The organism is Paracoccus stylophorae (assembly GCF_028553765.1).
Taxonomy (GTDB): domain Bacteria; phylum Pseudomonadota; class Alphaproteobacteria; order Rhodobacterales; family Rhodobacteraceae; genus Paracoccus; species Paracoccus stylophorae.
Genome location: NZ_CP067134.1, coordinates 1,457,552 through 1,479,558, shown reverse-complemented (window position 1 = coordinate 1,479,558; position 22,007 = coordinate 1,457,552). Strand labels below are relative to the sequence as shown.

Here is a 22,007-nt window from a genome sequence, read left to right as displayed (position 1 = left end):
GGCGCGCCTAGGCCAGCACGGCGGTCGGGTCGTGGTCGTAGAGCCAGTCGAGGCGCGCCAGAAGACGCTGCGGCGCAAGCCGGTCGGCGGTGCGCAGCAGCGCGTGGGCGGCCAGGCGTTTCGGCCCGGTCAGGTGATAATTTTTGGCATTGGCGTTGGCCGCCGCGACGATCTGGGTGGCGCGCGGTTTGCGCAGGCCCTCGTACCGGGCCAGCGCGGCCTGCTGATCCGGGTCCGCATCGAGGCAGGCGGCCAGCGTCCACGCATCCTCGATCGCCATTGCCGCGCCTTGGGCGAGGAACGGCAGCGTCGGATGTGCCGCGTCCCCGATCAGCGCGCTCTGCCCGTCCTGCCAGCCTTCGGCGACGCGGTGGCGGAACAGGCCCCACACATGCACCTTGTCGATGGCTGCAAGCCAGCCGGGAACCGGTCCGCCGAAATCTGCGAAGGCGGCGCGCAGGTTCCGCGGATCGTCCGCATGCGACCAGCCTTCGTCGTGCCAGTCATGGCGTTCCTGCACGGCGACGATGTTGCGCAGCTGTCCGGCCAGCGGATAGCTGACCAGATGGCGGCGCGGGCCCATGAAGACCTGCGCCTCGGGCGCGGCGCCATGGTCGGGGATCACGGCGCGCCATGCGGTCTGGTGGGTGAAGAACGGCACCTCGCGCCCGTTCAGCAAGGGGCGGATGACGCTGCGCAGCCCATCCGCGCCGATCGCCAGCGGCGCGTCGGGTCGGTCGGTGACGGCGTGATCCGTGGCGATCCGCACCCCCGCACGGCGCGCGGCTGCGGCCAGAAGCTCGATCAGCCTTGCGCGGTGGATCAGGCGGAACTGGGCGTCCGGGCGATGCCGGATCAGATCCAGACGCGCGACCCGCGCTCCGGACGCGTCGCGCAGCACGACCGCCTGGCTGCGCAGCGACACGCGCGCCACGTCCGGGCCAAGCTCAAGCGCATCCAGAACGCGCATCGCGTTGGGCGAGAGCTGCAAGCCTGCCCCGACCTCGCGGATCGCCGCCGCGCGTTCCAGCACGGTGACCTGCGCGCCGCGCCGCGCCAGGGCGATGGCCGCGGTCAGCCCGGCGATGCCCGCGCCCACGATCACGATCGTGCGACCCCGCAGCGCCGCCGTCACGGTCGCGCCCGCCCCTGCGACAATACGCGGGCGCCCGCGCGATCAGTCGTCGCGATGCACGCGTTCACGGCGTTCGTGCTTTTCCTGCGCCTCCAGCGTCATCGTGGCAATCGGCCGTGCGTCCAGCCGCCTGAGGCTGATCGGCTCGCCCGTCCGTTCGCAATAGCCGTATTCGCCGGTCTCGATCCGGCGCAGCGCCGCGTCGATCTTGCTGACCAGCTTGCGCTGGCGGTCGCGGGTGCGCAGTTCCAGCGCGCGGTCTGTTTCCTCGCTGGCGCGGTCGGCCAGATCGGGAACGGCGCGGGCACTGTCCTGCAACCCCTCCAGCGTTTCGGCCGACTGATCCAGCAATTCCTGCTTCCAGACCTCAAGCTTCCGTCGGAAATATTCAAGCTGCCGTTCGTTCATGAACGGCTCGCTTTCGGCGGGTCGATAGTCCTGGGGAAGGAAGGTCTGCGTTTTCATGGGTCCTCCGGCGGCGCCGGGCGGGGTCATGGATCCGGCACCTTGCGGCCCCCTTAAAGTATGATGTGAGGCTTGTCACTAGGGCAGAACACGCTATTTCTGCGTTTGACCGATAACCAAACCGCGATACAAGCCTGAGAGTGAATGTCCGCCAAGCTTTTCGCGGATAAGGAGAGTTTTCATGCAATTCACGGGGACCGACGACTATGTCGCGCCGCCCGAACTGGCGATCGCGGTGAACGCCGCCATCACCCTGCAACGGCCGCTGCTGGTCAAGGGCGAGCCGGGGACCGGCAAGACCGAACTGGCCCGGCAGGTCGCCGCCAGCCTGGACATGCCGATCATCGAATGGCACGTGAAATCCACGACAAAGGCGCAGCAGGGGTTGTATGAATACGACGCCGTCAGCCGGCTGCGCGACAGCCAGTTGGGCGACAGCCGCGTGCACGACGTCAGCAACTATATCCGCAAGGGCAAGCTGTGGCAGGCGTTCGACGCCGAACGCCGGATCGTCCTGCTGATCGACGAGATCGACAAGGCCGATATCGAGTTTCCCAACGATCTGTTGCAGGAACTGGACCGGATGGAGTTTCACGTCTACGAGACCGGCGAAACCGTCCGCGCGCGCCATCGACCGGTCGTGATCATCACCTCGAACAACGAAAAGGAACTGCCCGATGCGTTCCTGCGGCGGTGCTTTTTCCACTATATCCGGTTTCCGGACGCGCAGACCCTGAAAGCCATCGTCGACGTTCACTATCCGGGTCTGAAACCGCGGCTTCTGGACACTGCGCTGACCCAGTTCTTCGAATTGCGCGAAACGCCCGGCCTTAAGAAGAAGCCGTCGACCAGCGAATTGCTGGACTGGCTGAAACTGATCCTGGCCGAGGATCTGGACCCCGAGGATCTGAAGCGCGACCCCGCAGAAATGCTGCCGCGCCTGCACGGGGCGTTGCTGAAGAACGAGCAGGACGTGGCGCTGTTCGAGAAGCTGGCCTTCATCGCCCGTCGGCAGGGGCGCTGAACCGATTAGGGCGGGGATTTGCGGCCGTGTTTCGGTCGCGAGTCCCTGCCGGCGGAACACAGATGCGTAAGCCGCTGTCGTCGCGACGACATCCGCGCCGAACCTGCATAAGCGAGCGGGAGACACCGGGGTTAAATGGTGCCCGTCCCAAGCACCGGATCGCGGCCGTCGAGGTCGATATCCGGTGCCAGCGTTCCGGGGGCCAGGCCGGACGTCCCGAAATCCGGTATGATGCAGTCAATCTTGAGGTCGCCCCGCTGTTCCTCCGGATCGAACGGTGCGCAGACCACCTGCGGAAGGACTGACATAAATAAGCTTCTCAGCCTCCAAGCAAGTGCGGCAGCCACAGAGAAATGACGGGGAAGGAAAGAAGGAGGATAACGCGCAGGATTTCTGCCAGGAAGAATGGTGCGACCCCCTTGAAGGTCTCGATCATCGGCGTGTCCTTTGCCAGTGCCGAGATGACGAAAACGTTCATCCCGACGGGCGGCGTGATCAGCCCCAGCTCAACCACGATCAGTGCCAGTATTCCGAACCATATCTTCAGGTCGTCGGTCGACATTCCGAAGCCCGCGCCTTCCGCGCCCTGATAGAGCCCGCCGTTGATCTCCATCAGCATCGGCCAGAAGAAGGGGATAACGAGAAGGATCATCGACAGGCTGTCCAGCAGGCAGCCGAGAGCGATCAGAACCACAAGGATCAGCACCAGCACCATCATCGGCGCGAGGCCGGATTCTATGATCCATGCGGCGGCCTGCTGGGGCAACCCTATGCGGCTCATAAAAATCTTCATCAGCTCCGCGCCGAGCAAGATCAGGTAGATCATCCCCGAGGTCGCGGCAGTTGCGAAGAGCGCGGCTTTCATCGTGGCGAGCCGGATCCGACCGCGCGCCAGTCCGTAGATCGTGACCAGCGCGACGCCGACGGCGGCGGCGGGCGTCGGATTGAACAGACCCCCATAGATGCCGCCCAGCACGATTCCGAATATGCCCACCACCGGCAGGAGGCCTAGCGTAGCAGCACGGAACTCGGCCCGGTCGGCGGCGCCGCCCTTGGGACCAGCACCCGGCCAGATCGCGACGTAGATCGCGATGGTGGCGAGGAATAGCAGCACTGCGAGGATGCCGGGTAGAAGTGCCGCCGCAAACATCGTCACGATGTTCGCTTCAACGATGATGGCATAGATAATCAGAATAACCGAGGGAGGGATCAGAATGCCAAGGACACCTCCCGCAGCCAGGGTGCTAGTGGCGAGGGCACCGGAGTAGTTGTAGCGCTTCAACTCGGGCAAGGCGACCTTGCCCATCGTCGAGGCGGTCGCAAGCGAGGAACCGCACACCGCCCCAAAGCCTGCGCAGCCCGCAATCGCCGCCATTGCTGTGCCGCCACGCATCCATCCGAGCCACGCGTTCGCGCCGCGGAACAGTGCCTGGCTAAGTCCCGCCACCACCGCCAGTTCGCCCATCAGAATGAACATCGGTACGACTGTCAGGTCGTATACCGAGAACTGGCCGTATGCCAATGTCTTGAGCTGGCTCAAGAGCAGCGACAGCCCGTTGACTACGGCAATGCCGCCGCCGCCGACGATAATCATAGCATAGGCGATCGGCATCCGAAGCGCGATCAACACGACGAGAAGTGCCAGCGCGATGAAGCCAAGGGTGATTGGATCAGGCATGCGAACCCTCCCGCACCGTCGATACTGAATCGAATAGCGTGATCAGCGCGGCCGCCGTGAGAAGGGCCAGCGAGACGAGGATCGGCACGAAGGCGAGCCAGATCGGCACCTGAAGGATCGCCGTAGCGTAGCCGTACTCGCGCATATCGACGAGTCCGGCCGACATGCGCCAGAGCAGGATCACCGCGAACCCGGAAGCCACCAGTGCTGCGAAGGCCTTCAGCACAGCGATAAGCTGCGGACCCGCGCCCATGGTGAAGATGTCGGCTGTCACGTTGGCGTCCCGCAACTGGCAATAGGGAAGGAAGGCGAAGACAGCGATCGCGACCCCCATCTCGGTCAGCTCGAAATCGCCCGGCAGGGGCCGCCCGATCGCGGCGCCGATGACGGCGGCAAGGTTGATGATGATCACAGCCAGCAGTACGAGCCCTCCGACGAGCGCCCAGCCGTCGATCAGCCTTTCAACCAACCCGAGAGGTCCGACCCGGCGTATCGGCGCGCCCTCCCCGCTCACTTATCCGTGTTCCGCGCGATGGCCTCGCGGGCCGCCTCAACCAGGGCCGCCCCGTCGATGCCATCGCCGCTGACGTCCTCTGTCCAGCGATCGACCACGGTGGAGAGCCGATCGGCGAAGGCCGCAGTCTCTTCCTCGGACAGGACGACATGCGTGTTGCCGGCATCGATGGCGACCTGGATCCCGAGATCGTCGACCTCGCGCCAGACCCGACCCATCTCGCCGACCCATTCTCGGTCAGACGCGTCGCGGAAGGCCTGCTTGATGTCGTCCGGGAAGGAGTCCCACCGGGCCTGGTTCATCGACAGCTGAAAGGTGCTGGTGCCGAAGCGGGTCTGGTTGGCCCCTTCGATCTGGTACTGGGTCTGATCCTGGATGCTCAGCGCCGGGATGATCTCCCACGGGATGAGCGCGCCGTCGACGACGCCCTTGGACAGGGCTTGCGGCAACTCGGTCACGGGCATGGCCACCGGGTTGGCCCCCAGCGCCTCGATCACCCAGGCGCCGGTGCGGGACGGAATTCTCAGACTGGCATCCGCCATGTCCTCCGGCCGGCGCACCTCTGTGTCGGCCATATGAATACCCTGGCCGGCATGGACATGAAGAAACATTACCTCAAGGCCGCGGTAATCGTCTGCCAGATAATCGTCGAACATGTCGTACATGGCGAGATTTGCAGCCACCGGGTCGTTCTCGTAGACCGTCGGCAGCTCGATCACCTAGGTGCGCGGAAAGAGGCCAGGGGTCTGACCGTTGATCGCCCAGATAATGTCGACGATGCCGTCGCGCGCCTGGCTGACCAGTTCCGGCGGCCGACCGCCCAGGGTCATGGACGGAAAGATCTCGATCTCTACACGTCCGTCCGAGTTCGCTTCTACGGCCTCGACCCACGGCTCGATCATCCTCGTCTGAGCAGAGGACTGTGCGCCAAGAAAGTGGTGCAGGCGAAGCGTATACTCCTGCGCCGCCACATCGTTTGCCGTTAGAGCCACAGCCGATGCCGCGATGCCAATCTTGATGAATCCGTGCATTTCTTTCTCCTGTTCGCAGGGCGCGCAGGCCGGCGCTCCGTTACGAAAAAACCATAACATTCTGAAATTTTCCGTGACAAGATAATGTTTGGAGCGCCTTTCTATTAAAGGCCGGTGCTGGACATCGTCCATTCGACCGCGGCCGCACCCGTCGCCCACAGAGATCTGGATACGGCCCCTGGGCCTGTCCTCTGGCGGGAACATCACACCCTGGGACAGGGTAATGTGCTTGTCTTCGACGAAGTCGTCCATCACCGCCAGACCGTTCATGCGGGCTGATAGAAGGCGCCCTTGGCCAGATCGCCCTCGGTCGCCGGGCCGCCGCGCACGATGGACTTTGCGCCCTTGGCAATGGCGTCCTCGACGATGCGGTCGATCCGCTCGACATTGCCCTTGTCGATCTGCGTGCCCATGTCGCTGGCCGGGTCCGAGGCCGGGCCGACCCGGATGACCCGCCGCACCCCCAGGGCCGATGTCCAGCGCGCCATCGCTTCCACCCTGCGCGTCGTGCTGCCGCGCGATGCCGTCATCCACCATCCGCTAATGGGATCGGCAGCGGCGGCAAGGCGGCCGGCAACGCCAGAAGTGAAAAGCGCACCAGCCTGGTGCAGGAGCATTTCGGAACATGGTGAAGGCGCAGGGCTTCGGCTGGGCCTTGGTCCGCTCGGTCGAGGACGCGCTGGATGCGCACTGCAGGATGAGCAACCAGGACCACGTGGGGCATCCCATCGGCGGCCATCCCATCGGCCGGGAACTTCGCAGCGATCTGGTATGGAACATGAGGGAACGGGTGAGGCGCTGAAAGAGACAAGCGCTTTCGTGACCCTGACCTTTATAAACGGCGAATGGGGGGTGTCCTCTGCGACGTATTCGTCGATAAAGCCCTCTAACTTCGAAGACTTGAGTGGTGCCCGGAGGCGGATTCGAACCACCGACACGCGGATTTTCAATCCGCTGCTCTACCAACTGAGCTATCCGGGCACACGTGACGTCCAAAGGATGTCGTGCATGGGGCGGTGTTTACGGCTGACGATGCGGCCTGTCCAGACCCAAAACGCGGATTTTTCAGCCCCGTTCATCGTCGTCCGCCGGGACATCGTCCAAGGGCGGGCCGGGAATGACATAGTCGCCGCGCAGCCAGCGCGCCAGATCGACATCGGCGCAGCGTTTGGAACAGAACGGACGATAGGCGGGCACGCTGTCCTTGCCGCAGATCGGACACGCAGCCATCAGCGCACCCCCTGCCCGGCCAGTTGCGCCAGGGGAATCCGGTCGCGCTTGCGGCTGATTTCGTAAAGACCCATGGACGTCCATCCGATCAATGTGGTTTCGGTCGCGTCGCCCCGGAAGGCCGCGCGCAGGATCTGATCCAGCGTGGCGCGGTCGCGTTTGGGCATCGGCGCGAAGTCGACCGCGATCTGGCCGCCAAGTCCACGCAGGCGCAGCTGGCGCGGCAGGTCGCGCACCAGTGCGATATTGGCCTTCAGCGCGGCGGCCGGAGTGGTGTCGCGGCCGGTATTGACATCGACGGCGACAAGCGCGCGCGTCGGCTGGATGAAGGCGCTGGCGCCGGCGGGCAGCTCGACCCGGTCGGACAGGATGCGGTCGACGGCCTCGCTGACGCCGAACGTGTCGAAACTGTCATCGCCCTGTTCGACCGTGTCCGGCTCTGGCTCGGCCCAGTCCAGCCAAGCCTGTTCCCACGGGTCCGGGGCGTCCAGCAGCAATTCGGGCGGGCCGGCGGTCTCAGCCATGATCCGGTCGGCAAGATCCAGCATCGTGGCAAGCTCGTCCTCGATCGCCGCGGCTTCGGCCGACGCGGCGGCGCTGCGCAGGATCAACCCGTATGCGCGGCCTTTCAGCGCGTTCTGACCGATCGTCTGCAACTGGCCGCGCAGATCGTCGTCGCGGATCCGGCGCGAGACGTTGATGCCCGGCGCATCCGGCGTCACCAGCCCGAAACGACCCCGGAACAGGACCCGGCGCGTCAGCGGGATAGCCTTGCCGTCCTCGGCCACCCCGGCGATCTGCACCAGGATGGGCTGCCCCTCGCGCAGGCCGGACCGGCCGCGCAGATATCCGCGCTGCTCGCCCGGAAGCCGCACGAAGACGCCGCCCTGCCCCTTCATCAGCCGCTCGGTTACGCCGCGGCAGATCGCGCCGGGCGCCAATGGGGTCACGGCGCCGGGATCGACGTTCAGATCGACCAGTTGACCATCGACCATCAGCGCGGCGGCGGGCGCATCGAAAAGTCGGCCCAGAACGACTTGCCGGCCTAGCATGGGGACCCCTTGACGTGATCCGGCAGGACGCCGATGGCGGCCAGCATGGCGGCGGTTTCTGCCAGCGGCAGGCCGACGACCGCCGAAAACGACCCCTGTATCCACGGGATGAACGCGGCGGCGGCACCCTGGATGGCGTATCCGCCTGCCTTGCCGCGCCAGTCGCCGGCATCCAGATAACGGTACAGATCCGCCTGCGACAGCGACCGCATGCGCACCGTCGTCTGCACCAGACGGCACCGCGTCCGCCCGCCATGGCGCAGGGCGACGGCGGTCAGCACGACATGCCGCCGACCCGACATCAGCCGCATGAAACGCGCAGCCTCGTCACGATCTTCGGGTTTTCCCAGAATCCGCCGCCCGACCGATACAGTCGTGTCCGCCGTCAGCAGCGCCTCGTGCGCGCCGATGGCCACCGCCTCGGCCTTTTCCAGCGCCATCCGCCGGATATAGTCGCGCGGCAATTCGCCTTTGCGCGGGGTTTCGTCGATATGGGCTGGGCGCGATGCGGCGGGAACGATCCCGATCTGCGCCAGCAGATCCAGCCGGCGCGGGCTGGCCGATCCCAATACAAGCGACGGTGGAAATGGGTCCAGCGTCATCGTCTGTCCCGGCGAAGCGTCCGCCGGGTCACTTGAAGCGGTAATTGATCCGCCCTTTCGTCAGGTCATAGGTATTCATCTCGACCTGAACCTTGTCGCCGGCCAGAACGCGGATGCGGTTCTTTCGCATCTTTCCTGCCATATGCGCGATGATCTCATGACCGTTTTCAAGCTCGACCTTGAACGTCGCGTTGGGCAGGAGTTCCTTCACGACGCCGGGAAATTCGAGCATTTCTTCCTTGGCCATGGTCACTCCGTTGCAATCGCCCCGCAGGATTCGGGACGGTGGTTAGATGCGTCTCAAAGCCGGCGATTTCAAGGGAAAAGCGCCTCTGCCCGGTGGGGTGCGACGCTTTTGACACTGTGGGGCCGATCAGGGCGCCGTCCCGTCGCGTCCGGCGCCCTCATGCGGGTCATCATGTCTGAACAAGTCCGGCCCATCAAGATCGTCCATCGGCGGCTCGGGTCCGGTCGTTGGTCCGGTCGGCGGTGGGGGCGGCGCGGCGGTGGCCGCCGGTCCGGATGGCGCAGTCTGCGACACCGGCGCGGCAGGGTCGCGCAGGCGGATCGCGTGACAACCCTCGGCCTCGCCGAACTTGCCCACGGCCAGCAACTGCCCGCCCGGCGTCTCGATCCGGGCCTCGGACAGGCTGACGCGGGGCAGATGCAGCAGCTTGCCGTCCACCAAGCCGCGAAGTTCGCCAAGCGTGATGCGGCGGCGGCACAGCACGCCGACCAGATCGACCGGCGCATCGCCGACCGTCGCGCCCAGTGCGACCGCTTGCACGTCCGGCGCGGGCGGTTGCGCGGTTGCGGCGGCAGGCGCTTCCGTGCGCCCCGCATCCGGGTCGCGGCTGGCCGGCACCGTCCGTTCGGGCGCCGAAGGCTGCGGCAGGGCAAGGAAGATCGCGGCCTCGCGCGTCTCTGCCCCGCCCAGACGAAGCTTGAAGCACAGACTGCGATAGGGCCTGTCCTCCAGCATCAGCGCAAGGGGCCGCGGGTCGTCCAGATAGCTGGCATAGCGGTATCCCGCGATCCCCTCGAACCCGTCGAGGCCGGCCATCTCGGACGCCAGTTCGGACATCAGCGCGTTGATGAAATCGGCGCACAGCATCGCGTCGCTGCGCGTCGGGCGGCGCGCCTCGACCGGGCGGGCGGTGATCCGGCCCAGGGTCTGGATCTCGATCAGCGCGGTCACGGCCTGCGGACACAGGGCCATCGCGCCCACCAGATCGCCCTGCCCCTGCAACACCACCAGCAGCGCCGGTGCGGGCAGAAGTTCGGGCAGCTCCGCCAGCGTCAGCGCCCCCGGCGTGACCGAAATGGGCTGCACGCCAAGCCCGTACAGGCGGTCGGCGGCCCGCCCCACGGCGGTCGCCGCCGCACGCGCGGGCGTCGGCGGCACCGGTTGCGGCATCTGCGGCGCGCGGCCCTGCCTGTCCCGATCCTCACGGCGTGCGGCAAGCATCCGGCGCAGCACGCCGCCCCCCGGCCCTGTGTCCCTGCCTGCCGCCGCTGTGCCGTCCTGTGCCATGCCCGATCCGAATCGCCTTCTGCGCGGACCAATCTGGCAAAGACAGGTTTACGAAACCCTTACGGCTGCGCCTGATCCTGCGCGACGGCGGCCCCGGCGGGCGGTCTGCGCGGCAGGGTGATGCGGAATGCCGCCCCGCCCTGACCCGGCAGATAGGTGATGCCGCCGCCCAGAACCTCCATGATCTCGCGGCAGATGGCCAGGCCCAGCCCGGCGCCGCCCGCGCGGGACGGATCGTTCAGGCGCGAGAATTTCTCGAAGATCAGCGCCTGCCGCGACCCCTCGATCCCGCTGCCGTTGTCGATGATGTCGATCTGCGCGCCGCCCGAGGCCGGTCGCTGCACACGGATCTTCAGGGCCGGACGGGCTGCGTCGCAGTATTTGCGCGAATTGGTGATCACGTTGATCAGGACCTGCAACAGCCGGTCGGTATCGGTCATCACCGGGACATGTTCGGCCGGCATGTCGCGGTCTATGGTGAAGACCCGTTCCGGCCGGGTGGCAGAGGCCGCGTCCAGCGCGCGCGAAATCAGGTCGTGAAGATTGGCCACCGACACGCTCAGCTGCGCGCGCCCGCTTTCCAGCACGGACAGGTCCAGCAGATCGTCCAGCAACCGGGTCAGCCGGCCCGCCTCGGTCGCGATGATGCCGGCGAACCGCGCGCGATCCTGTTCCGACAGATCCGGCGTCATCAGAATCTCGGAGAACGCGCGGACCGAGGTCATGGGCGTGCGCAATTCATGGCTGATCTGGCTGAGAAACGCGTCCTTCTGCACCGACAGCGCGGTCAGCTTGTCATTCGCCTCGCGCAGCTGCGTGGCGGTGCGGGCCAGTTCGGTCGTGGCGGATTCCAGGCGCTGCGCCTCTTGCTTGGCGCGCTGCGCCTCGTCGGCGACCTGCAACAGGTCCGACACGGTCAGCGCCCCGCCCCCCGCGACCCGTTCGACCATCGCATGGGCCGTGGCCGCGCCAATGGAACCGGCAAGCCGGCGTTCCAGCCGGGTCACGAAATCCATCGTCAGATCGGGCAGATACCCGGATTTCCCCTGCGCCGCAGCCTCGGCCTGGAAAAAGCGCAGCGCCGCGTCGCTGCCCCAGACGCGGCGGGTCATGGCCAGCAGGGGTTCGGCCCGATCCTCGCCCCGCATGGTGCGGCTGTGGCGGATCGGCTCGACCGCGCTGACGAAGGTCAGGCCTTGAAGACGTTCGACCGGGTCGGGAAAGGCAAAGATCGAAAATCCTATGAAGATCAGCGTATTGGCGGTCAAGGATACGAAAATGCTGAAAGCCAGCGAATCCACCTGCGGCGACACAGTGGGCGGGTTCCCGACGCCGATGGAGGGCAGGAAGATCAGGATCATCCACAAGGCGAACCCCGCCCCGAACCCGGCATACGCGCCGCCGCGATTGGCGCCGCGCCACAACAGCCCGCCCAGCATCGCCGGCAGCACCTGCGCCATGCCCGTGAACGCCACCAGCCCCATCGAGGCCAGCGCCGCCGCGCCCCCCGATGCCTCGTGATACACCCATCCCGCGCCGACCACGGCCAGGATCGACAGCCGGCGCGCGTTCAGCACGAAGCCGCGCAGATTCTCGGTCTCTTCGCCCGACGGTCGCCGCCGCAGCGCCAGCCAACCCGGCACGATCCAGTGGTTCGAGATCATCGTGGACAGCGCGATGGCGCAGACCACGACCATTGATGTGGCGGCTGAGAAACCGCCCAGAAACACCAGAAATGCAAGCAAACCCTGATCGGCAGATGCAGGCAGCGTCAGCACGAACAAATCGGGGTTGGCGTCGGCGGGCAGCAACTCGCGGCCCATCACCGCGATCGGCAGCACGAACAGCGACATGGCGAACAGATAGGCCGGAAACGCCCAGCCCGCGACGTGCAGGCGCTGCGCGTCCGCCGCCTCGACGACCATCACCTGGAACATGCGCGGCAGGGTGACGACGGCCGCGCCAGACACGACGATCAGCGCGGTCCAGCGGTCGGGACGCAACCGCCAGCCTTCGGCGATGGCCGGGTCCTCGGCCGAGCGCGCGATCCGCGCCAGCATGTCGGCCGGCCCGTCGGCCAGCCCCCAGACGACGAACACGCCCAACGCCAGAAAGGCCAGCAGCTTGACCACCGCCTCAAGCGCGATGGCGGTGACGACGCCGTGGTGACGTTCGTCCGCCGCCAGGTTGCGGGTGCCGAACAGGATCGTGAACAGCGCCAGCCCCGCCGCCACGCCAAGCGCGGTGGCGCCCGACCCGGCCTGCAACGCGGCGCCATCGGCGGCCTCGGTCGCGAAGACCTGAAAGGACAGGCTGACCGATTGCAGTTGCAGCGCGATATAGGGCGTGGCCGCGATGACCGAGATCAGGGTGATCAGCGCGGCCAGCGGGTTCGACTTGCCGAACCGGGCCGAGATCAGATCCGCGATCGAGGTCACGTGATGCATCCGCGCCAGCCGCACCAGCCGGCGCAGCAGCCACCACGCGCCCGCGAACACGACCGTCGGTCCCAGATAGATCGTCGCGAATTCCAGCCCGGACCGGGTCGCATAACCGACCGCGCCGTAAAACGTCCAGGCCGAGCAATAGACCGACAGCGACAGCGTATAGATCAGCGGATGATCCAGCCAGCGCACGCGCCCCCGCGCGGCCGCGCGGTCGGCCGCATAGGCGACCGCGAACATCAGCACCGCATAGGCGATGCAGCCCGCGACCAGCGCCCTAAACGGCATCGTCGCGCCCCTCCGGCGCGGCGGCGGGGGCGGCGCCTGCCTCGGCCGCCTGCGCCTCGGCCCGCGCGGTGGCCGCCTCGGCGCGCAGAAGGGCGCGGTGCAAGGCCCAGATCGCGACGATCAGCAATGCCCAAAGCCCAAAGAACCACGCCGCACCGGCGGCAAAGCTGACCTCGGCCGGGATCCACCAGACCGGCAGCAGCACGGCCAGAAGCGCGGCGACCGGCAGGACGCGGGCGGCATCGCCAAGACGCCGGCGGCGAAAGGACGCGCGTTCCAGAAACAGCGGCTGTTGGGCCATCAGGTGCCTCCTTGCCGCATTGATTCCCAACGCCACGCCCCGCCGCGCGGGCATCTGCCTCACGCCAGCATCCGGCGCACGACCGCGCGCAGTTCGTCATTGGCAAACGGCTTGGCCAGCACCGCATCCGCCTGCGCCGCGCCGTCGGTCGTCTGCCCGCGCGCGGTCAGCATCAGGACCGGCGTCGCGGCCAGCCCGGCATCGTCCTCTTGCCGCAGATCGGCCAGGATCTCGGCGCCGGACCGGTGCGGCAGCATCAGATCAAGGATCACCAGCCGCGGACGATGGCGGCGGATCGCCTCGATCCCGCCCTGACCGTCGGCGTGCAGCGACAGGTTCCAGCCGTCGCGGCCGAGGATGAAGCGCACGGCCTCGGCGATGTTCGGTTCGTCCTCGATCATCAGGATGTCCAGCATCGTCCTGCCCCGCCTCCCCCCTTTGCGGATTGACATGGATGATGTGCCGGATTCGGCGTGGCTGTCAAAGAAACATTGCCCCGTCGCGCGGCACCGCCCGCTAGCGTGCCAGCAGGATCGAGGGTTCGCGCCGCGCCGCGCAATCGGTGCGGGGACAGATGCGGCAGGACGGGCCGATGGCGATTTCGGGCACCGCCACCCCGGAGGGCGCGCCGTCGGCCGGCAGGATCAGCATCTGCGCCCGGCTGAGAACCGGCCCCGCCGTCCCGCCGGGCTGGCTGCGCGTGGCAAAGCTGAGCGTGGCGAACCGCCGCCCTTCCGGTGCGACGACGACATGCGACATCGCGGTCTGGGGCGCGGCCAGCGCCTGATACAGCGGCCACAGCGGACAGGCATCGCCGGGGCGCGGCAGCGGAAAGCCCGGCGCCGGCCGCCGCAGCGTCAGCGCGCCGGAGCCGTCGCAGACCAGCAGGCCCGCACGCTGAAACCCCGGCGGGCGCAGCTGCGCCAGTCGCCGCATGACCAGATCCAGCGGCTGGCCCAGACCGGCGGCCATCTGCATCGGATCGGACGTCGCGGCCGACGCGGCGGTCAAGTCCGCATCCGGCAGACGGGCACGGTCTTCCTCGATCCGGGCCAGATGCGCGCCGGCCAGCAGCCGCGCCGCGTCCGAGGCCAGATCGCCGGCCTCGTCGATGGGCGGCGCGCCGGCGGCGATCCACGCCTCGACCTCTTCCTGGGGGGTGAAGATCGGGTCTTCGGCCTCGAAACTGTCCAGATAAGCGACAAGCGCCTGCGCGGTGGCCGACAGGCGCTGGCTGTCCTGATCCAGATTGCCGTGAAACCGGCCCCGCCAGTCATCGGGGATGTCGCGTTCCTCGGCCAAAATCGACGCGGTCGAGCGGACCGAGGTCACCGCCGACAGGATTTCGTGCAGCGTGGTCAGCAGATAGGGGTCCTGCCGCATCCGGTCTGACAGCGTCACCAGTTGCCGTTCCAGCGCCTCGGACCGCCGCGACAGCGCGATCAGCGCCTCGGCCCAGCCCGGAAAGCGGGCCAGAAATTCCGGTGCCTGGTCAAGTTCGGGCGGCGGTCCGGGCGCGGCCTGCGGCAGCCGGGCCGCGGCCTCGCGCAGCGCGGCGATGCGCGCCTCTTCGCGGCCCTCGGCCAGTTCCTCGGACGGAACCTCAAGCACCTCGGCCAGACGCCGGACCAGATCGGTGCCCACGGGCCGGCGGTTATGTTCGATCAGGTTCAGATAGGCCGGCGAGATCCCGGCCGCGCGCGCGACATCGGCCTGCCGCCGCGACAGCGCCAGACGGCGTTCGCGGATCCGGGTTCCGGTCAGGACATGAGTGGCGCCACGCTGAGTCATGATCGCGATCAAAGCCCGCGCGGTGCGGCAAGGCAAGCCGCGCGTCGGGGTTCAGACCGCGATGCCGTACCGCCCGGCCAGATCGGTAAAGAACTGCCACGCCACGCGGCCCGACCGGCCGCCGCGCGTGGCCTGCCACTCGATGGCTTGGGCGCGCAATTCCTCGGCCGGGATGTCCAGATCGTGGGCCGCGCAATAACCCTGCACCATCGCCAGATATTCATCCTGCGAGCAGGGATGAAATCCCAGCCACAGGCCAAAGCGATCCGACAACGACACCTTCTCCTCGACCGCCTCGCCGGGCTGGATCGCGGTCGAGCGTTCGTTGTCGATCATGTCGCGCGGCATCAGGTGGCGCCGGTTCGAGGTGGCATACAGGATCACGTTGGGCGGGCGGCCGCTGATGCCGCCGTCCAGCACCGCCTTGAGCGATTTGTACTGCGTGTCGTCATGGCTGAAGGACAGATCGTCGGCAAACAGCAGGAACCGCCGGTCCGTCGCGCGGCCCAGAATGTCCAGCAGCCGTCCGACCGAAGCCAGATCCTCGCGCGCGATCTCGACCAGAACCAGCGGCAATCCCTGCGACACCGCCTCGGCATGCACGGCCTTGACCAGCGAGGATTTGCCCATCCCCCGCGCGCCCCACAAAAGCGCGTTGTTGGCCCCGTATCCGCGCGCGAATTGCAGCGTGTTGGTCAGCAGCGTGTCCCTGGCCCGGTCGATGCCGATCAGCTGCACCAGATCGACGCGGTTGACGGACCGGACCGGGTGCAGGCGGTCGGGATCGGGATGCCAGACATAGGCCGTGGCCTCGGTAAAGCTGGGCACCGGCGCGGGCGGCGGGGCCAGACGTTCCAGCGCCTCCGCGATCCGGGCCAGCGCATCGTCAGGATCAGCGCGGTCCTTCATGCGCGGCGCGTCATAGGTCATCCTTTTCCTCGACATCGTCATCGACCCACAGCCCCTGTGCCCGCAGCTCGGCCTCGCGGCGTTTCTGGATGCGGCGGACCAGCTGGATCGAAATCTCGTAAAGGCCGTAGACCACGACGAACAGCACCACCTGGCTGACCACGTCGGGCGGGGTGGCGACAGCGGCCAGCATCAGGATCGCGACGACCGCGTATTTGCGCACCGACGCCAGCCCCTCGGCCGTGACCAGCCCGGCCTTGCCCATCAGCGTCAGCAGCACCGGCAACTGAAAGCTGAGGCCGAACGCCAGGATGAACTTGGTCGTCAGCGACAGGTATTCATCGACCGAGCCCTGAAAGACGATCGCGGCCATCGGATCGTCCACCGGCGGCGCCTCGGCCCCCGTGCCGTCGTCGGGCAGCGTCAGCGGACCCTGCTGAAAGCCCAGGAAGAAATCATAGGCCATCGGCAGAATGACGTAATAGGCAAAGGCCGCGCCCAGAAAGAACATCGCGGGCGAGGCGATCAGGAACGGCAGAAAGGCGCTTTTCTCGTTGCGATACAGGCCGGGCGCCACGAAGCGCCACATCTGGAAGGCGATGATCGGAAAGGCCAGCGCAAAGCCGCCAAGCAGCGAGATGCGGATGGCGACGAAGAAACCCTCCTGCAATTTCAGCAGGATCAGGCCGCATTCCTGCCCGCGCAGTTCCAGCGCGTGGCAGATCGGCCGGGTCAGGAAATTGTAGATCGGATTCCAGACGGTATAGCACAGCACCATCGCGACGATGAACGCCAGCAGCGACCAGATGATCCGGGTGCGCAGCTCCGCCAGATGTTCGATCAGCGGGGCCGAGCTGTCGTCGAGATCGTCGTCCTGGGGGATATGGCTGGCCAATTCAATCGTCCTTCATGTCGCTGCGACGCACCGCGCGCAGACGCCGTGTGCCCGGCGCCGATGCGGGCGCGACCGCAGCCTCGTCGCCCACCGCACCCTGCGGCAGCGCCGCCGCATCGCCGGCGTCTGGCGTCGCGCCGGAAGATGTCTGACTGTCGGGCGTCGTGCTGGCAGGGGTCGGGCTGGTGGGCGTCGGGCTGGCCGGGGTTTCTCCATCTGCGGCAGGCTTGGCCGGGGCGGCGGGGTCCCTGACCGGCTTGGTGCGCGCGTCAGGAACCTTGGGGTCCCATTTCTCGAACCGCTCGGCGGCGCGGTCCAGCGCATCCAGCCCCAGGGATTTCTTCGAGGTCAGCGATTTCAGGTCGCGGATGCTGTTGGATGCCTCGTCCAGCCCCGATCCCTTGGCCGCATCCTCCATCGCCGAGGTGAATTCGCGCGCCATGCCGCGCGCCTTGGCGGTGAACCGGCCCAACGCATGGAACAGATGCGGCAGATCCTTGGGACCGACGACGATCAGCGCCACGATGCCGATCAGCAGCAGCTCGGTCCAGCCGATATCCAACATGATGCGCGGCGCCCTTGTCCGGTCAGCTGCGGTCGGTGCTGTGCGGCGTCACGTCGCGCGCCTTTTCGCCGGGCACGTTGCGCGTGTCGTCGTCGTCGACCGCGCTTTCGATTTCCTCGGTGCCGTCCTTGACGCCCCTTTTGAACGCGGTGATGCCCTTGCCGACCTCGCCCATCAGCGACGAGATCTTGCCGCGTCCGAACAGGACCAGCACGACGATTGCGATCAGAAGAAGGCCGGGAAGGCCGATATTGTTCAGCATGCGAAACTCCCTTGCCGGACGGAACCACCGTCCGCGCGACAGATTTAGGACGTCGCCGCGCGGATTGCAAAGCCCGAATGTCCGATCACGCAAGCGTTTTCGGCCCGCTTCCGCCGTTTGTCTTGGCAGCGCCCGCGGACCGGGCGATAAGGGCCGGATGGACATGGCCCCCTATATCACCGCCTTCGTGACGCTGTTCGTGGTGATCGACCCGATCGGCCTTGCGCCGATCTTCATCGCGCTGACCCCCGGTCGCACGGCCGTGCAGCGCAACCGGATCGGGCTGCGCGCGGTCGTCATCGCCGCGATCCTGCTGACCCTGTTCGGGCTGGCCGGCGAGGCGATCCTGCACGGCATCGGCATCTCGATCTCGGCCTTCCGGATCGCGGGCGGCATCCTGTTGCTGCTGACCGCGCTGGACATGCTGTTCGAACGCCGGACCGAGCGGCGCGAGGGGCAGGCCCATGACGACACCGTCGACGACGATCCGTCGGTCTTTCCGCTGGCCACGCCGCTTCTGGCGGGGCCGGGGTCGCTGGCCACGATGATCCTGCTGGCCGGGCAGCAGCCGGGCTGGGCGCATCTGGTGATGATCCATCTGGTGATGCTGTCGGTGCTGGCCATCGCCATCGTGCTGTTCCATCTGGCAACGCCCATCGCGGGCGTGCTGGGGCGGACCGGGACGATGGTCGTCACCCGCCTTCTGGGGATGCTGCTTGCGGCGCTGTCGGTCCAGTTCGTCATCGACGGGCTGAAGGGATCGGGTCTGTTCTGATGGGCGGCGACGAGGGGATGCAGCTTGCCTATTACGTCCTGCTGCTGGTGGTCATCGGCGGCGCGATGCTGTTCGAGCTGTCGGGCCGCGGGGGTCAGGCGCTGCGGCAACTGGTGCTGTGGGTCGTCATCTTCGCCGGCGCGATCTTTGCCGCCAATCTGTGGCTGGACGGCGGCACGCGCCAGCAGATCGTGCAGGGCGGACGGATCGAGATTCCGGTCGGCCGCGACGGGCATTTCCATCTGACCGCGCAGCTGAACGGCGTCGATGTGCGATTCCTGGTGGATACGGGCGCATCCAGCATCGCCCTGGCGCCGCCCGACGCGCGCCGCATCGGGATCGACCCCGACTCGTTGGCCTATATCGGCCGGGCCATGACCGCCAATGGCGAGGTCGAGACCGCCCCCGTCACCATCGACGAACTGGCCATCGGCGATATCGTGGACCGCAATGTCCGGGCGTGGGTGATCGGCGCGGATCTGAGCGGCTCGCTTCTGGGCATGTCCTATTTGCGGACCTTCGCCCGCGTCAGTTTCGAGGGCGATCTGCTGGTTCTGGAACGCTGATCCGTCATCGCGCCGCCGATCGGGGCAGGAATCAGGCGGGGCTGGCGTCAGGCGGGGCGGACGAACATCCGCTCGGTCTCGCCCTCCTGCCGGTCGTCGGCGCGGATCGCGCGATAGGCGTGCCAGGTCGCGTGGCCCAGCACCGGGAAGATCAGGATCAGACCGACCAGGGCGGTCACGATGGCGATCCCGAACAGCACCATCACGATGGCGCCCCACGCGATCATCACCGCGCGGTTGTTCCAGACCATCGCCATGCTGATGCCCAGGGCGGACATCGCATCGGTCCGTTCGACCAGCAGCATCGGCACTGCAAAGACGCTGATCGCAAAGGCGAAGGCCGCGAACAGCGCCCCCACGGCCCCGCCGACCAGCAGCAGCCCCCAGCCCGTCGGGGTCAGGAACAGGGTCGAGATGATCTCGTCCATGCCGGGAAAGGGTGCGATGCCGAAAAACAGCGCCCAGATCAGCACCGCCGCCCGCAGCCACAGCATGAACAGCCCCAGCAGCAGCACCCCCATGAACAGTGCCGCGTGACCTGCCGCGGGCTTGACGAACAGCATTTGGGTAAAGGTGACGTCGTCCCCCTGTTCCAGCTGACGGCTTTTTTCGTAAAGCCCGTTGGCGACCAGCGGACCGACGACCAGAAAACCGGCCAAAGCGGGCAGCAGCGCGTATTCCAGATCGAACCGGAACAGCAGCCACACGATCAGCGCCGAGACGACGAACACGGCGATCCCGTAAAGCAGGCTGGGCACCGGGTTGTGCCACAGATCCGACCACCCGGCGCGCAGCCAGTGGAACGCGGTCTGCCAGGGCAGGTTGCGCGCCCGCTTGTTCTCGCGCGGCAGCGGCGGGACGACCTTGGGGATCGCGCCGTGGGCGTCCGGGTTGTCGGGCGGGGGCGGGGCGTCGTCGCGGTCACCTAGCATGATGGTTTCGCCGCACGATAGCTGGCGGCGCCTTCCTGAAGGGGTTGCAGGGCGCATTCGGGTTGCGAACGGACAGAGACAAGGACCAGATGGGCATTGGCGGCCACGAACACCACCGCGACCAGAAACGCCGCCGTCAGCGCCACGGCGCGCGAAGGTGCGAAGCCGCGCGGTTTCACGCCTTGGGTCACTGTCGCGCCTCCTGATGCAGTTGCTGAAGATAGACGGCAAGGATCTTGCGTTCGGTCAGGGTCAGCCGGCCTTCCCATGCGGGCATCCAGCCGGCGCGGCCGTCATGGATGGTGGTGAACAGCGACTGGTCGTCGCCGCCATAGATCCAGAAATCGTCGGTCAGGTTCGGGGCGCCCAGATCGGTGCTGCCCGTCCCGTCCTCGCCATGACAGCTTGCGCAGTTGTCGGCGAAAATCTGGGCGCCCTGTTCCAGCCGGGCCGGCGCGACCTGCGCGCCCGACAGGCTTTGGACGTAATCGGCCACGACGCGGATCTGCTCGCGGTCCAGAATGCCGTTGCGGCCGAAGGCCATCATCTCGGCGTAACGGGTTTCGGGATGGGGCGCGTTGATGCCCACCCGCAGCGTTTCCATGATCGTGTCGGTGTCGCCGCCCCACAGCCACGCATCGTCGATCAGGCTGGGAAAGCCCGGCCCGCCTGCCGCGTCGCGGCCGTGACAGCCGGCACAGTTGTCGCCGAACAGCTGGTGCCCGGTCGCCCGCACCCGCGCCGACAGCGCCGGTTCGGCCATGATCTGTTCGGCATCCAGCTCGTCGATCTGTTGTGCCCAGTCCGACCGCGCCTGATTGGCCGCGATCACGGCTTCCTCGACCTCCTGCCGCTGATCGACGCCCAGAATGCCCTTGGTATAGGTCGTCACCAGAGGCCAGGTCGGCAGCAGGATCCAGACGATCAGCGCCCACAGATGGGTGACGATCACAAAGAACCAGATCGAGCGGGGCACGCGCGTATTCAGTTCGGTGATGCCGTTCCATTCGTGCCCGGTCGTCTTGTGGCCGGTCAGCGGGTCGCGATCCTTTACCGACATGGCCCGTCCTCATCGTCCAGAATGCTTTTCGCCGCCCGGTCAAAGCGTTTGCCCAAGGACGGCCAGAAGGCATAGACCGTGATCCCGATCGACAGCGCGATCAGATAGAACAGGCCGAACGACTTGGCGATGCCCACCAGCAACTCGTGCGAGATCTGCATGGCCTACTCCTCTGCGACGGGTTGGGTTTCGTGGGCCAGATCGGTCAGCTTGCCCAGCACCTGAAGATAGGCGACCAGCGCGTCCATCTCGGTCACCAGTTCGGGCCGGCCGTCGAACACGCGGATCGCGGTCTCCTCGCCATAGCGTTCCAGAACCCCGTCCGCGCCCTCGGTATCGGGGCGGGCCTGTCCGCTGGCGTCGGCCGAGGCGGCCGCGATCATCTCGTCGGTATAGGGCACGCCCACGGCGCGCAGCGCGGCCAGACGGTCCGGCAGATCGCGCGTTTGCAGCGTGGCGTTCTGCAGGAACGCATATTGCGGCATCACCGATTCCGGCACCAGATCGCGCGGGTCGATCAGATGCCGCACATGCCAGTCATCCGAGAACTTGTCGCCAAGCCGGGCCAGATCGGGGCCGGTTCGCTTCGACCCCCACAGCATCGGGTGATCGTATTTGCTTTCGACGGCCAGCGAATAGGGACCGTATCGCTCGACCTCGTCGCGCAGGGTGCGGATCATCTGGCTGTGGCACAGATAGCAGCCTTCGCGGATATAGATGTCGCGCCCCGCCTGTTCCAGCGGCGTATACAGCCGCATGTCGGGCGCGGTCTCCACCGTGTCGGCAATCGTGAACAGCGGCGCGATCTCGACAAAGCCGCCGACGCCGGCGGCGGCGATGATCCCCGCGGTCAGCGCCATCGAATGACGCTCGGCCCGGTAATGGGTGCGGGCGTGAAACTCGAAAAAGCGGGCGAAGGGCCGAAGAAGTGTTTTCAGAACGCGGTTCATGGTC

28 protein-coding genes, 1 tRNA gene and 1 pseudogene are annotated in these 22,007 nt (G+C 66.9%); 4 read left to right on the top strand and 26 right to left on the bottom strand.

Translation table 11 applies throughout. The features are described 5' to 3' along the window. Positions 1–7: 7 nt before the first annotated feature. Both JHW45_RS07290 and dksA read right to left on the bottom strand, forming a co-directional pair. Complete coding sequence (locus JHW45_RS07290; protein ID WP_272860219.1) at positions 8–1,135, bottom strand: FAD-dependent oxidoreductase; 1,128 nt, start codon at positions 1,133–1,135, stop codon at positions 8–10. A gap of 42 nt (positions 1,136–1,177) precedes the next feature. Then, positions 1,178–1,600, bottom strand: coding sequence for an RNA polymerase-binding protein DksA (gene dksA, locus JHW45_RS07285; protein WP_272860218.1), 423 nt, complete (start codon positions 1,598–1,600; stop codon positions 1,178–1,180). A gap of 181 nt (positions 1,601–1,781) precedes the next feature. Here dksA and JHW45_RS07280 point away from each other — a divergent pair, with 181 nt between their 5' ends. Then, the gene (locus JHW45_RS07280) at positions 1,782–2,624 is read left to right on the top strand and encodes an AAA family ATPase (protein ID WP_272860217.1); all 843 of its coding nucleotides are present in this window, start codon (positions 1,782–1,784) and stop codon (positions 2,622–2,624) included. 131 nt (positions 2,625–2,755) lie between these two features. On the opposite strand, the gene JHW45_RS07275 is transcribed toward JHW45_RS07280, so the two are convergent. The 5 genes and pseudogenes from JHW45_RS07275 to JHW45_RS07255 all read right to left on the bottom strand — a co-directional run bounded on the left by JHW45_RS07275 (position 2,756) and on the right by JHW45_RS07255 (position 6,377). Then, entirely contained in the window at positions 2,756–2,932 is a 177-nt protein-coding gene (locus tag JHW45_RS07275) for a hypothetical protein (RefSeq protein ID WP_272860216.1), read from the bottom strand. Between the two features lie 11 nt (positions 2,933–2,943). Continuing rightward, positions 2,944–4,302, bottom strand: coding sequence for a TRAP transporter large permease (locus JHW45_RS07270; protein WP_272860215.1), 1,359 nt, complete (start codon positions 4,300–4,302; stop codon positions 2,944–2,946). Continuing rightward, a complete protein-coding gene (locus JHW45_RS07265; protein WP_272860214.1) occupies positions 4,295–4,771 on the bottom strand; it encodes a TRAP transporter small permease in 477 nt (158 codons plus the stop codon). Before JHW45_RS07265 ends, JHW45_RS07270 begins: the two co-directional genes overlap by 8 nt. A 41-nt stretch (positions 4,772–4,812) precedes the next feature. Next, positions 4,813–5,847, bottom strand: a pseudogene (locus JHW45_RS07260) (TRAP transporter substrate-binding protein). A gap of 266 nt (positions 5,848–6,113) precedes the next feature. After that, positions 6,114–6,377 carry an aldehyde dehydrogenase family protein gene (locus tag JHW45_RS07255; RefSeq protein WP_272860213.1) on the bottom strand — a complete coding sequence of 88 codons (264 nt, stop codon included), beginning with the start codon at positions 6,375–6,377 and terminating at the stop codon, positions 6,114–6,116. 95 nt (positions 6,378–6,472) lie between these two features. Between JHW45_RS07255 and JHW45_RS17905 the strand changes: the two genes are divergently transcribed. After that, on the top strand, positions 6,473–6,649 hold the full coding sequence (locus tag JHW45_RS17905) for a hypothetical protein (protein WP_336385807.1): 177 nt from the start codon (positions 6,473–6,475) through the stop codon (positions 6,647–6,649). Positions 6,650–6,752: 103 nt separating this feature from the next. Here JHW45_RS17905 and JHW45_RS07245 read toward each other — a convergent pair. The 14 genes from JHW45_RS07245 to JHW45_RS07180 all read right to left on the bottom strand — a co-directional run bounded on the left by JHW45_RS07245 (position 6,753) and on the right by JHW45_RS07180 (position 17,720). Then, positions 6,753–6,828 (bottom strand) — tRNA-Phe (locus tag JHW45_RS07245). An 84-nt stretch (positions 6,829–6,912) separates the two neighbouring features. Continuing rightward, on the bottom strand, positions 6,913–7,077 hold the full coding sequence (locus JHW45_RS07240; protein WP_272860212.1) for a DNA gyrase inhibitor YacG: 165 nt from the start codon (positions 7,075–7,077) through the stop codon (positions 6,913–6,915). Then, positions 7,077–8,129: a ribonuclease E/G gene (locus tag JHW45_RS07235; RefSeq protein ID WP_272860211.1), complete on the bottom strand. Its 1,053-nt coding sequence runs from the start codon at positions 8,127–8,129 to the stop codon at positions 7,077–7,079. The genes JHW45_RS07240 and JHW45_RS07235 overlap by 1 nt, the downstream gene beginning before the upstream one ends. Beyond that, a complete protein-coding gene (locus JHW45_RS07230; RefSeq protein WP_272860210.1) occupies positions 8,123–8,731 on the bottom strand; it encodes a Maf family protein in 609 nt (202 codons plus the stop codon). Before JHW45_RS07230 ends, JHW45_RS07235 begins: the two co-directional genes overlap by 7 nt. Before the next feature lie 28 nt (positions 8,732–8,759). Next, positions 8,760–8,978: a translation initiation factor IF-1 gene (gene infA, locus JHW45_RS07225; RefSeq protein WP_036716789.1), complete on the bottom strand. Its 219-nt coding sequence runs from the start codon at positions 8,976–8,978 to the stop codon at positions 8,760–8,762. A gap of 126 nt (positions 8,979–9,104) precedes the next feature. Further along, a complete protein-coding gene (locus JHW45_RS07220) occupies positions 9,105–10,265 on the bottom strand; it encodes a FliM/FliN family flagellar motor C-terminal domain-containing protein (protein WP_272860209.1) in 1,161 nt (386 codons plus the stop codon). A 59-nt stretch (positions 10,266–10,324) separates the two neighbouring features. After that, the gene (locus tag JHW45_RS07215; RefSeq protein WP_272860208.1) at positions 10,325–12,997 is read right to left on the bottom strand and encodes an ATP-binding protein; all 2,673 of its coding nucleotides are present in this window, start codon (positions 12,995–12,997) and stop codon (positions 10,325–10,327) included. Beyond that, complete coding sequence (locus JHW45_RS07210; RefSeq protein WP_272860207.1) at positions 12,987–13,298, bottom strand: hypothetical protein; 312 nt, start codon at positions 13,296–13,298, stop codon at positions 12,987–12,989. Before JHW45_RS07210 ends, JHW45_RS07215 begins: the two co-directional genes overlap by 11 nt. A gap of 59 nt (positions 13,299–13,357) precedes the next feature. Continuing rightward, positions 13,358–13,714 (bottom strand): response regulator transcription factor, encoded by a 357-nt coding sequence (locus tag JHW45_RS07205; RefSeq protein ID WP_272860206.1) that lies wholly within the window; start codon positions 13,712–13,714, stop codon positions 13,358–13,360. 100 nt (positions 13,715–13,814) lie between these two features. Then, on the bottom strand, positions 13,815–15,089 hold the full coding sequence (locus JHW45_RS07200) for a helix-turn-helix transcriptional regulator (RefSeq protein ID WP_272860205.1): 1,275 nt from the start codon (positions 15,087–15,089) through the stop codon (positions 13,815–13,817). Positions 15,090–15,140: 51 nt separating this feature from the next. Continuing rightward, positions 15,141–16,019 (bottom strand): ATP-binding protein, encoded by an 879-nt coding sequence (locus JHW45_RS07195; protein ID WP_272860204.1) that lies wholly within the window; start codon positions 16,017–16,019, stop codon positions 15,141–15,143. After that, entirely contained in the window at positions 16,009–16,893 is an 885-nt protein-coding gene (gene tatC / locus JHW45_RS07190) for a twin-arginine translocase subunit TatC (protein ID WP_272860203.1), read from the bottom strand. Before tatC ends, JHW45_RS07195 begins: the two co-directional genes overlap by 11 nt. A gap of 1 nt (position 16,894) precedes the next feature. Beyond that, on the bottom strand, positions 16,895–17,458 hold the full coding sequence (tatB, locus tag JHW45_RS07185) for a Sec-independent protein translocase protein TatB (RefSeq protein ID WP_272860202.1): 564 nt from the start codon (positions 17,456–17,458) through the stop codon (positions 16,895–16,897). A gap of 22 nt (positions 17,459–17,480) precedes the next feature. Next, on the bottom strand, positions 17,481–17,720 hold the full coding sequence (locus JHW45_RS07180; protein WP_272860201.1) for a twin-arginine translocase TatA/TatE family subunit: 240 nt from the start codon (positions 17,718–17,720) through the stop codon (positions 17,481–17,483). Positions 17,721–17,877: 157 nt separating this feature from the next. Here JHW45_RS07180 and JHW45_RS07175 point away from each other — a divergent pair, with 157 nt between their 5' ends. Both JHW45_RS07175 and JHW45_RS07170 read left to right on the top strand, forming a co-directional pair. Then, positions 17,878–18,495 carry a MarC family protein gene (locus JHW45_RS07175; protein WP_272860200.1) on the top strand — a complete coding sequence of 206 codons (618 nt, stop codon included), beginning with the start codon at positions 17,878–17,880 and terminating at the stop codon, positions 18,493–18,495. After that, entirely contained in the window at positions 18,495–19,061 is a 567-nt protein-coding gene (locus JHW45_RS07170) for a retropepsin-like aspartic protease family protein (RefSeq protein ID WP_272860199.1), read from the top strand. The genes JHW45_RS07175 and JHW45_RS07170 overlap by 1 nt, the downstream gene beginning before the upstream one ends. Positions 19,062–19,108: 47 nt before the next feature. On the opposite strand, the gene JHW45_RS07165 is transcribed toward JHW45_RS07170, so the two are convergent. Genes JHW45_RS07165 through ccoO form a run of 5 tightly spaced genes read right to left on the bottom strand, consistent with a single transcriptional unit; the run spans position 19,109 to position 22,003 of the window. Then, complete coding sequence (locus JHW45_RS07165; RefSeq protein WP_272860198.1) at positions 19,109–19,993, bottom strand: DUF2189 domain-containing protein; 885 nt, start codon at positions 19,991–19,993, stop codon at positions 19,109–19,111. Next, the gene (locus tag JHW45_RS07160) at positions 19,987–20,184 is read right to left on the bottom strand and encodes a hypothetical protein (RefSeq protein ID WP_272860197.1); all 198 of its coding nucleotides are present in this window, start codon (positions 20,182–20,184) and stop codon (positions 19,987–19,989) included. Before JHW45_RS07160 ends, JHW45_RS07165 begins: the two co-directional genes overlap by 7 nt. Next, complete coding sequence (ccoP, locus tag JHW45_RS07155; RefSeq protein ID WP_272860196.1) at positions 20,181–21,053, bottom strand: cytochrome-c oxidase, cbb3-type subunit III; 873 nt, start codon at positions 21,051–21,053, stop codon at positions 20,181–20,183. The genes JHW45_RS07160 and ccoP overlap by 4 nt, the downstream gene beginning before the upstream one ends. Next, the gene (locus JHW45_RS07150; protein WP_272860195.1) at positions 21,044–21,214 is read right to left on the bottom strand and encodes a cbb3-type cytochrome c oxidase subunit 3; all 171 of its coding nucleotides are present in this window, start codon (positions 21,212–21,214) and stop codon (positions 21,044–21,046) included. The genes ccoP and JHW45_RS07150 overlap by 10 nt, the downstream gene beginning before the upstream one ends. 3 nt (positions 21,215–21,217) lie before the next feature. Further along, the gene (gene ccoO, locus JHW45_RS07145) at positions 21,218–22,003 is read right to left on the bottom strand and encodes a cytochrome-c oxidase, cbb3-type subunit II (RefSeq protein WP_419181839.1); all 786 of its coding nucleotides are present in this window, start codon (positions 22,001–22,003) and stop codon (positions 21,218–21,220) included. Positions 22,004–22,007: the final 4 nt, after the last annotated feature.

Coding starts and splice junctions, on each gene's coding strand:
- dksA (WP_272860218.1), bottom strand. CDS start 1,600: ATGAAAACGCAGACCTTCCTTCCCCAGGACTATCGACCCGCCGAAAGC.
- JHW45_RS07280 (WP_272860217.1), top strand. CDS start 1,782: ATGCAATTCACGGGGACCGACGACTATGTCGCGCCGCCCGAACTGGCG.
- JHW45_RS07275 (WP_272860216.1), bottom strand. CDS start 2,932: ATGTCAGTCCTTCCGCAGGTGGTCTGCGCACCGTTCGATCCGGAGGAA.
- JHW45_RS07270 (WP_272860215.1), bottom strand. CDS start 4,302: ATGCCTGATCCAATCACCCTTGGCTTCATCGCGCTGGCACTTCTCGTC.
- JHW45_RS07255 (WP_272860213.1), bottom strand. CDS start 6,377: ATGACGGCATCGCGCGGCAGCACGACGCGCAGGGTGGAAGCGATGGCG.
- JHW45_RS17905 (WP_336385807.1), top strand. CDS start 6,473: ATGGTGAAGGCGCAGGGCTTCGGCTGGGCCTTGGTCCGCTCGGTCGAG.
- JHW45_RS07240 (WP_272860212.1), bottom strand. CDS start 7,077: ATGGCTGCGTGTCCGATCTGCGGCAAGGACAGCGTGCCCGCCTATCGT.
- JHW45_RS07235 (WP_272860211.1), bottom strand. CDS start 8,129: ATGCTAGGCCGGCAAGTCGTTCTGGGCCGACTTTTCGATGCGCCCGCC.
- JHW45_RS07230 (WP_272860210.1), bottom strand. CDS start 8,731: ATGACGCTGGACCCATTTCCACCGTCGCTTGTATTGGGATCGGCCAGC.
- infA (WP_036716789.1), bottom strand. CDS start 8,978: ATGGCCAAGGAAGAAATGCTCGAATTTCCCGGCGTCGTGAAGGAACTC.
- JHW45_RS07220 (WP_272860209.1), bottom strand. CDS start 10,265: ATGGCACAGGACGGCACAGCGGCGGCAGGCAGGGACACAGGGCCGGGG.
- JHW45_RS07215 (WP_272860208.1), bottom strand. CDS start 12,997: ATGCCGTTTAGGGCGCTGGTCGCGGGCTGCATCGCCTATGCGGTGCTG.
- JHW45_RS07210 (WP_272860207.1), bottom strand. CDS start 13,298: ATGGCCCAACAGCCGCTGTTTCTGGAACGCGCGTCCTTTCGCCGCCGG.
- JHW45_RS07205 (WP_272860206.1), bottom strand. CDS start 13,714: ATGCTGGACATCCTGATGATCGAGGACGAACCGAACATCGCCGAGGCC.
- JHW45_RS07200 (WP_272860205.1), bottom strand. CDS start 15,089: ATGACTCAGCGTGGCGCCACTCATGTCCTGACCGGAACCCGGATCCGC.
- JHW45_RS07195 (WP_272860204.1), bottom strand. CDS start 16,019: ATGACCTATGACGCGCCGCGCATGAAGGACCGCGCTGATCCTGACGAT.
- tatB (WP_272860202.1), bottom strand. CDS start 17,458: ATGTTGGATATCGGCTGGACCGAGCTGCTGCTGATCGGCATCGTGGCG.
- JHW45_RS07180 (WP_272860201.1), bottom strand. CDS start 17,720: ATGCTGAACAATATCGGCCTTCCCGGCCTTCTTCTGATCGCAATCGTC.
- JHW45_RS07175 (WP_272860200.1), top strand. CDS start 17,878: ATGGACATGGCCCCCTATATCACCGCCTTCGTGACGCTGTTCGTGGTG.
- JHW45_RS07170 (WP_272860199.1), top strand. CDS start 18,495: ATGGGCGGCGACGAGGGGATGCAGCTTGCCTATTACGTCCTGCTGCTG.
- JHW45_RS07165 (WP_272860198.1), bottom strand. CDS start 19,993: ATGCTAGGTGACCGCGACGACGCCCCGCCCCCGCCCGACAACCCGGAC.
- ccoP (WP_272860196.1), bottom strand. CDS start 21,053: ATGTCGGTAAAGGATCGCGACCCGCTGACCGGCCACAAGACGACCGGG.
- JHW45_RS07150 (WP_272860195.1), bottom strand. CDS start 21,214: ATGCAGATCTCGCACGAGTTGCTGGTGGGCATCGCCAAGTCGTTCGGC.
- ccoO (WP_419181839.1), bottom strand. CDS start 22,003: ATGAACCGCGTTCTGAAAACACTTCTTCGGCCCTTCGCCCGCTTTTTC.